10 protein-coding genes and 1 pseudogene (1 of these 11 only partly in view) are annotated in these 8,426 nt (G+C 37.8%); 10 read left to right on the top strand and 1 reads right to left on the bottom strand.

Annotation, left to right across the window (positions count from 1 at the left end; genetic code table 11):
- Positions 1 to 287: rhodanese-like domain-containing protein (locus tag F3741_09075; GenBank protein MZG30940.1), on the bottom strand; the 287-nt coding region annotated here is incomplete at its 3' end.
- Positions 288 to 603: 316 nt separating this feature from the next.
- On the opposite strand from F3741_09075, the gene flgF reads away from it, so the two are divergent.
- The 10 genes and pseudogenes from flgF to flgK form a co-directional block, all read left to right on the top strand.
- Positions 604 to 1,392 (top strand): flagellar basal-body rod protein FlgF, encoded by a 789-nt coding sequence (gene flgF / locus F3741_09070; GenBank protein ID MZG30939.1) that lies wholly within the window; start codon positions 604 to 606, stop codon positions 1,390 to 1,392.
- Positions 1,393 to 1,431: 39 nt separating this feature from the next.
- Positions 1,432 to 2,220, top strand: coding sequence for a flagellar basal-body rod protein FlgG (gene flgG, locus F3741_09065; GenBank protein MZG30938.1), 789 nt, complete (start codon positions 1,432 to 1,434; stop codon positions 2,218 to 2,220).
- A 4-nt stretch (positions 2,221 to 2,224) separates the two neighbouring features.
- Positions 2,225 to 2,965 (top strand): flagellar basal body P-ring formation protein FlgA, encoded by a 741-nt coding sequence (gene flgA, locus F3741_09060; GenBank protein ID MZG30937.1) that lies wholly within the window; start codon positions 2,225 to 2,227, stop codon positions 2,963 to 2,965.
- A complete protein-coding gene (locus F3741_09055) occupies positions 2,965 to 3,693 on the top strand; it encodes a flagellar basal body L-ring protein FlgH (GenBank protein ID MZG30936.1) in 729 nt (242 codons plus the stop codon). The genes flgA and F3741_09055 overlap by 1 nt, the downstream gene beginning before the upstream one ends.
- A gap of 21 nt (positions 3,694 to 3,714) precedes the next feature.
- Positions 3,715 to 4,101, top strand: a complete 387-nt coding sequence (locus F3741_09050) for a hypothetical protein (protein MZG30935.1) — start codon at positions 3,715 to 3,717, stop codon at positions 4,099 to 4,101.
- A 12-nt stretch (positions 4,102 to 4,113) separates the two neighbouring features.
- A complete protein-coding gene (locus F3741_09045; GenBank protein MZG30934.1) occupies positions 4,114 to 4,812 on the top strand; it encodes a hypothetical protein in 699 nt (232 codons plus the stop codon).
- Positions 4,813 to 4,830: 18 nt separating this feature from the next.
- Positions 4,831 to 5,958 (top strand): flagellar basal body P-ring protein FlgI, encoded by a 1,128-nt coding sequence (locus tag F3741_09040; GenBank protein MZG30933.1) that lies wholly within the window; start codon positions 4,831 to 4,833, stop codon positions 5,956 to 5,958.
- Between the two features lie 143 nt (positions 5,959 to 6,101).
- Complete coding sequence (locus F3741_09035; GenBank protein MZG30932.1) at positions 6,102 to 6,566, top strand: hypothetical protein; 465 nt, start codon at positions 6,102 to 6,104, stop codon at positions 6,564 to 6,566.
- Positions 6,567 to 6,569: 3 nt separating this feature from the next.
- Positions 6,570 to 7,073 carry a flagellar protein FlgN gene (locus F3741_09030; GenBank protein MZG30931.1) on the top strand — a complete coding sequence of 168 codons (504 nt, stop codon included), beginning with the start codon at positions 6,570 to 6,572 and terminating at the stop codon, positions 7,071 to 7,073.
- Positions 7,074 to 7,127: 54 nt separating this feature from the next.
- Positions 7,128 to 8,426: pseudogene (gene flgK / locus F3741_09025) on the top strand (flagellar hook-associated protein FlgK); it runs 429 nt beyond the window's last position.

Below are 8,426 nucleotides of genomic sequence, written 5' to 3'. Positions count from 1 at the left end.
CAGCGTTCCATACCGCCATTCCCAACACATACAATATTGTCCAGCCCGGCATCGATCAAAGTTTCAGATGCGATTTTTGCCCGCCCGCCCATTTTGCAATGCACATAAACATTGTCATAACTACTCAGGTCTTCGGCAATTCCACTGACTTCAGTATGGGGAGTATTTTGAGATCCCTCAATGTGACCCGCTGAATATTCCTCTGGGGAACGTACATCAAGAATCAAGTTATTATCACCCATCTCTTCAATTTTATCGTGCAAATCATCGATAGAAATAATCTCCATCACTCCCTCACCAAAAAAGTTCATAAAACAATACATCTTTAAAAGAGTTGGATTATATCACGAAGAAAAAGATTCTAATTCAAATGTACATATTTAGCGAAAAGAAAAAGTAGGGATTTTTGACTGGGCGAGGAACAATTTGCCAGGGAATAATTGACACCAGGAAGAAATACAAGAAATTAATTGAAAAATAGAAAACCTTAAACCCTTTTACTTTAAAGATTTAAAGACAACAAAGACTAAGATAAATAAAAAATTAACATTTGGTACAAATATTGCTGAATAACTTTAAAAAGAAACCAGAGGATATAAGTCTATGCAAGAAGGAATCTTTATAGCAGCTTCTGCAGGTATAAAGCAGAGTAAAAAACTGGAAGTAATAGCCAATAATCTGGCGAACGTAAATACTACGGGTTATAAGCGTGACCGCCTGGCGTTTAAAGAGTTGATGCCGCCATTTCCGCCGGACTCAGGACTGGAAGGAGGGAAAAATCTATTACTTTCACCTGATAAATCGAACAAGAACGTTTCATATGTCGCGATCACAGACCAATACACAGACCATAAATCAGGAGAATTGAAGCAAACCAATTCACCTTTTGATCTGGGAATTAATGGTGAAGGGTTTTTCAGTGTTGAGACGCGGGATGGAATTAGATATACGCGAAATGGAAATTTCAGATTAGATACTGCAAACCGCATAGTAAATCAAAAAGGTGAAACATTATTAAATGAGCAAAATGAACCAATAGTAATAAACGCTCAAGGTGGTGATATATCAATCGATCGACAAGGAAATATATTTACTGGTAATGGTCAAGGCAACAATGTAGTGGGTAAAATAAAATTAGTAAAATTTAAAGAAAATAAATCATTAGAAAAAATAGGGGATGGTCAATATAAACAAAAGGATCCCAAAAATATAGAAATACCGAGTAATGCAACAATACAACAAGGATTTTTGGAAGATTCAAATGTTTCGACAGTTGAAGAGATGACAACGATGATGGCAACGTTGAGAGTGTTTGAAACGTATCAAAAAGTAATTCAATCCATAGATAGCATGGACGACCAGGCAGTAAATAATATTGGAAGAGTGGGATAATTCTTCTAAAGAATTTATATAATTGAAAGGAATCTAGAAATGATTCGATCTTTATACACAGCTTCAACGGGGATGAATGCGCAAGACGTAAATGTAAGCGTAATAGCCAATAACCTTGCGAACGTAAATACAATTGGATTTAAAAGAAGCAGACCGGAATTTCAGGATCTCCTTTATCAAAATATGAGACTGGTAGGAACATTAACACCTAATGGCCAGCAGGTGCCAAATGGAGCACAATTAGGTTTAGGTGTAAAGACGTCATCTATAGGGAAAGTATTCTTACAGGGTGATTTTACTGAGACACAAAACCCTCTTGATATTGCTATCCAGGGAAAAGGCTTTTTTCAAATAACATTACCAGATGGGACACAGGCTTTTACTCGTGCAGGGTCTTTTAAAATAAACAATACTGGTCAAATTGTAACTTCAGATGGTTTAGTTTTACAACCCGCTATAACAATTCCACCTGATGCCTTGGATATTTCAATTGACAGTCAAGGCGGTGTTTCAGTTACCCAGCCAGGATCTCCAGCACCAACGATTGTAGGTACAATACAATTAGCTACTTTTCAAAATGAAGCAGGATTACAAGCAGCTGGATTTAACTTATTTAAACAAACAGATGCCTCAGGAGCACCAATTATTGGTAACCCACAAAGTCAAGATAGAGGATCAACGCAACAAGGGTTTTTAGAACTTTCAAATGTCAGTGTTGTTGAAGAACTTGTAAAACTAATATCGGCTCAACGTGCATATGAAGTTAATTCAAGAACAGTTCAAACTGCAGATGAAATGTTACAAATCGCAAACAATATGAAACGGTAAAAAAATGATTAATAAAAATAAATATATTCGTTTGTTTTGGTTAATTATCATTTTAAATGTAGTGATCATCCCAATAAATACGGTTAAGGCCAGCGCAAAGGAGCAACAAACATTAACAATAAGAGATATTAAAAAAGGCGCTGAAACGTATTTAAAAAATATCTTACCCTGGGAAAAAGATTTATTAGAAGTTGAAATTTTTTATCATGGCAGAGATATAGTGCTTCCACCTGGAAAAAGAAACTTAAAATATACGAGAAGCGGTGGAAATCAAAAGGTGGGAAGAATTCCGATAGCACTACAAATTAAAGTAAATGGAATTATACAAAGACAGATCGGTTTAAATAGCATTGTTAGGGTGTCTCAGCAAGTCGTTAAAACAACCCGACTAATAAGAAAAGGAGAAATATTTACAAAAAAAGATATTAGTTTGGAAAACATTAAAACTGAACGTGTATTAAAAAATACAATTAAAACACTGGAAGAAGCATTGGGTTATGAAGCAATAAGAAATATTCCAAATGGTTATACACTACTACAACGAGAACTAAAAAAACCAGCTCTGGGAAATAAAGGGGATAAAGTTTTAATATTAGTAGAAAAAAGGGGAATGAAAATAACTGCACCTGGAATATTAAAAGAAGACGGGTATGCGAATGCGTTAGTGAAGGTATTAAATATTGAATCGAAAAAGACTATATATGGACGGCTTATAAATTCTGATACCGTGAAAGTGAGCTTTTAATGAACATAGAATTATATAAGTACAACTTATTAAATATTGCACTATTTATTATATTTCTTTTTCTAACGGCTTGTTCAACAACACACAGGGCAATAGATAATTCTTCGACTGTAATTCCGAAACACTTATATCCAAAGACAGCGAAAGTTGAAAAGAAAGAAGGTGCACTCTGGCCAGGAGATACACCAAGAAACTTTTTGTTTGGAGATGATAAAGCAAAGCGGGTAGGAGATATTATAACGGTTACAATTAACGAGACTGCGACCTCTACTCAATCAGCGACCACTGATACTGAAAAAAGTACGACGCTGGATATGCAAACCAATAATCTTTTAGGGTTACCATCAAACTTAGGTGTGCAGAATTTTTTAGGTATGGGTACAGGATTCGATCCAACAGTAAATGCAAGCGTCAGCAATACAAATGCAGGTGCCGGGACAGTGACTCGAAATGGTACTTTGACTGGAACTATTTCAGCAATAATTACAGAAATATTGCCCAGTGGAAACTTTAAAATTGAAGGTCGGCGTTCGGTTACTGTTAACCGTGAGGAACAAATTATGGTTTTACGCGGTGTAATTCGACCACAGGATATAAACTTTGACAATACAATAGCATCAATATCAATAGCTGATGCTTCGATAAGTTTAACAGGTGAAGGGGTTGTGGCCGATGAACAAAGAAAAGGTTGGCTTTCTAAAATATTAAGTAAAGTTTGGCCTTTTTAGTTGGACATTATGAAGAAAGAAATGACAATTAAAAATTTGATTTCAATTTTTCTGATAACTGGTGGAATATTCTGGGGGTGCCAGGCACAGGTAGAAGACCTGGTGGGCCCAAGTAGTCTAGGTAATAAATTAGGAATTCAAGGGTTATTTGGTGGGGCAGGAATTCCTAACGATGAAGCAAGCCAGGCCACTATAAAAGTAGAAGTATTCACTGTAGATAATATACCTGTAACAGATGCGACTGTAATCTTGACAACAACCTTGGGCACATTAGCAGCAACCTCATTGACTACAGATGCATCTGGAACAGCTGTTACAGCATTAACATCAGGAACTACAAGGGGAGTAGCTTTTATAACAGCTACTGTTGACAACGTCAGCGCGACAACATCTGTTCCGATAATTTGATTATTAAACAATATGCGTAGTCAGTTAAAAAAACTCAATGATAGTTTGAAAAATATGGGGAAGGAGGGGTTCCTTTTACTTGTTTTATCATTTGGTTTTTTTGTGGCGTGCCAGGGGGCACTTGAAGATGGAACCCCGTTTGGACCTTCCACCTCTGTATTCAAGATATTACCTACAACATCTACTGTAACGACAGGGGAAACATTAACTTTTACGCCCTATGGTGGAACAGCACCAATTTCATGGACTAGTTCTAATACTAGTATAGGGACTATAGTTGTAAATACGGGTTTATTTACAGCAAGTACAACACAAGGAACTACTACTATTACAGCAGTAGATGCGCTGGGAAATGTAGCTACGGCATCAGTAACGATACCTGGACTTTCTCTTGTTTTTAATGTTACTGGCGCAACGCAAAATGAAGTTGGTGCAGATGATGTGATAACGGTAGTTAATAATGGGTCTGGAGCGGGTTTTACAGCCTCTGTTGCAAATAATAATTCAGGGTCAACCTTTTTACTGGTCCCAACTGTAGTAAGTGCTGGCAATATAGGGGATGAAAATAATCAGGGAACAATTACCATTACTTCGCCTGCTACTTTACCAACTCTTGCTCAGGGAGATCAGACTTTCACTATTACGATAACAGATACAGGTAATACTAATACGGGTACTCTTACATATGTTTTTCAGGCAGATACTGCCTAAAACTCAAAAAAGGAAAGTATGTTTAAAAATAAATTCGGACCAAAGATCTGGGCAGTTTTAATACTGGTAATTTTTCTCGCAAGCCCGGCTCATTCTGCGAGGATAAAGGATTTATCCAGCATTGAAGGAGTTCGAAGTAATCAGTTGATCGGCTTTGGTCTGGTAATTGGTTTGACAAAAACTGGTGATAGTGCTGTTAATGTATTTTTCTCCATTCAGGCGATAGCCAGCATGTTGAAAAAACTGGGTGTCACGATTCCTCCCGCCAGAATTGGTCAGTTGCAGTTCAAAAACGTTGCAACGGTTATTGTTACGGCTGAACTCCCTGCATTTGCTAAACAAGGCGACCATATTGATGTAACTGTGTCTTCTTTGGGTGATGCCAAAAGCCTACAGGGTGGAACACTTTTAATGACACCTCTAAAAGGCCCTGATGGTAGTACCTATGCAGTAGCACAGGGACCTCTATCAATAGGTGGATTTGCTGTAGCCGGAGCTGCCCGTGGAGTTCAGAAAAACCATTTAACAGTTGGTAGAATTTCTAATGGCGGTCAAGTTGAAAAAGAAATTAAATATGACTTTAATTCCAAAAATGAAATCACTCTGGCCTTGAAGAAAACAGATTTTACGACCGCAAGTAGAATCAGCAAAGCCATCAACAATGATATGAAGGATACGATTGCTTCAATAATAAATGGCGGAGCGGTACAGGTAAAGGTTCCTGAATTATATGCAAACAATACTTCAGGTTTTGTTACAAGAATTGAAAACCTTGATGTTATTCCTGATGCAGAAGCTAGAGTGATCATTGATGAACGCACTGGAACTATTGTGATGGGTGAGAATGTTAAAATCTCAAGTGTAGCTGTGGCACATGGGGCTTTATTCATAAATATAAAAGAAGAACCCGTAGCTGATCAACCTGCAGCACTTGCTCCAGATGGAGCGGAAACAGTAATACTACCCCGTACTCGGGTTGCAGTTGGTGAAGGTCAAGATAAGCTACTCGTTATTCCCACCAGTATATCTCTGGGCGATGTGGTTAAGGGGTTGAACTCTATAGGAGTCACACCTAGAGATTTGATCGCTATTTTACAGGCCATCAAAGCTTCGGGTGCTCTCCATGCTCAACTGGAGATAATTTAAAGATTAAATGAGATCCCGGAAAAAATTTCCCCATTCTTATCAAAAGCCCTCAGGTTTACCCGATTGTATCTTTAAGAGACCTAATCATAACCCCTTATGTTTTAAGGGGTTATTGTTTTTAAGCCCCGAGTTAAAATTCGCGGATGAGTTTGGTATGGGGTTTGCAAATTATTATTGAGATTCCTGGAGAGGACAATATGGACATTATAAAATCAGCGCAAATCCAAAAAACATTGTTCAATCAGTTGGCTGATAAGAACCTGGAGCGTATGCGCGGTCAAACAAAATTTGGTCAAATTGGTTCTGAAAAAAACATAGAAAAGGTTGCCCGGGATTTTGAATCTGTTTTTATCAATAAATTGTTTGAGTCCATGAGAAAAGCGATTCCTAAATCAGGTCTTTTTGATAGTTCGGCAATGGATATGTTTCAGTCTATGACGGATCAGGAAATGTCGAAAAAAATGTCCGAACGGAAGGGAATGGGCATCGGTGAAATGGTTTATAAGGATTTAAGCAGATTAAATAAAGTGTCGCGAGGTGAATCCATTGATTCATCTTCCTTAAAAATGCCAGTTTCTCATAAAACCGGCAATATATTGGGGGAATAAGCTATGAACCGGTTATATAAAAATCTAGAAGATTTGTTAAAACAAAAAGCCAGGCTTTATGAAAATTTTATTGAACTTTTAAAAGACGAATGGAGTTGTGTTTCAAAATATTCCTATGATTCTTTGCAGGATGTTATCGCCAGAAAAGAAGACCAGGTGATGCAAATGCAAGCATTGGAAAACAGCCGTTCGTGTTTGATGATAAAAATAGCGGAAAAACTGCAAGTTAAACAGTCGAGCCTGACTTTAAAAAAACTGATCCAATTAAAAGGCAATCCATATAAAAATAATTTGGCAAAGTGTAGAAACAAGTTACTTTTTCAAATTAAACAAATTAATGAATGGAGTGAGAAGGTTAAAAACTTAATGGACCAATCTGCCTTGTCATTAAAAAAATCATTGGCATATATTCACTCTGCTGATGAAAAAGCATCTTCTCCTTATACAGCTAATGGAAGAGTGGTTGAAGGGTGTGTTGAGGGAAGAATGGTGAGTATGGATGTTTAGCTGGAATTGTAGAAAGCATCATTTTATTGATAAAAGTAAAAAGGGTCTACTTTAATGGCTTCGAATATATTTAGTGTTTTAAACACAGCAAAGTTGGGATTACTGTCGCAACAGTTAGCCATTGAGGTTACTGGACAGAATATTGCCAACGTGCAAACAGAAGGATATTCACGCCAGGAAGTCAAGTTTGAGTCCACAAACCCTAGAAGCTTCAATTTGGGACAATTGGGAACAGGTGTTCGGGTGGCTGGTATTGAGCGTTCCCATGACGAATTCTTATTTTCTCAAATACTAGGTGAAGGTGACACGCTTGGACAATATCAGGTCAGAAAAGATGTATATGATCAGCTTGAGATATTATTAAGTGAAAACAATGGCCAAAGCCTGAATCAATCTTTGAGCAGTTTCTTTGCATCCGTTCAGGATCTAGCTTCAAACCCTACCGGTTTACCTGAGCGCTCAAATATGCTTGCCGAGGCGCAAAGCCTGACATCTGTCTTTAATAACCTTGGTGAATCATTATTTCAGATTCAACAAAATTTGGATTCCGCTATTTCTGTTGAAGTAGAAAAGATAAACAGCCTTGCCGCTGAAGTTGCGGCATTGAACAAATCCATTCATGCCAATGAACCTACCACTTTCAGCGCAAATGATTTACGAGATAAAAGAGATCAAAAAGTAAAAGAACTTTCTGAATTAATTGATTTAAATTTTGTTGACGAGCAGGATGGCCAGATAAGTTTAACCCTGGATGATGGAACTCCTCTTGTTTTGCAGTCTACCGCTTTTACTCTTGCAACATCTATAAATGGTAATAACAAATCCTTCCTGGATGTTGAAATTCAGGATGCAGCGGGAAATAGTACAAACATTACGTCGTCAGTAACCGGCGGGAGCCTAAAGGGTTATCTTGATATGCGTGATACCGAAGTGGAGGCTATCAGAGATAAACTGGACCGATTGGCGGCAGGATTTGTGCAAGAGTTTAACAATATTCATCAGCAGGGATTCGGGATTGACGGGACAACGGGAAATAATTTTTTCAATGCATTGACCACGACTGTAGAGACCAATATTAACAACACCGGTTCTGCTACATTGACGGCCTCCAATGGAGACCCTTCTAATATTTCCATAGATAAATATGAAATTACAGTGACAGGTTCAAATACCTTTACTTTGCAAAACCTGACAACAGGAGTCAATGAAGGAACTTTCAATTTTACATCAGGCTCTACTTTTAATCTTGCTAATGGATTCGCGGTGACTATTTCGGGAACACCCGCAGTTGGAGATCGGTTTAAACTTTCGGTTTCCGATAGTGCCGCACGCAACTTTTCAATTGCAAGCGGG

It is taken from the genome of Nitrospinota bacterium (assembly GCA_009873635.1).
In the GTDB taxonomy this organism is placed as follows: domain Bacteria; phylum Nitrospinota; class Nitrospinia; order Nitrospinales; family VA-1; genus LS-NOB.
The sequence above is the reverse complement of the archived record's forward strand: the minus strand, read 5'-3'. Positions and strand labels throughout refer to the sequence as shown.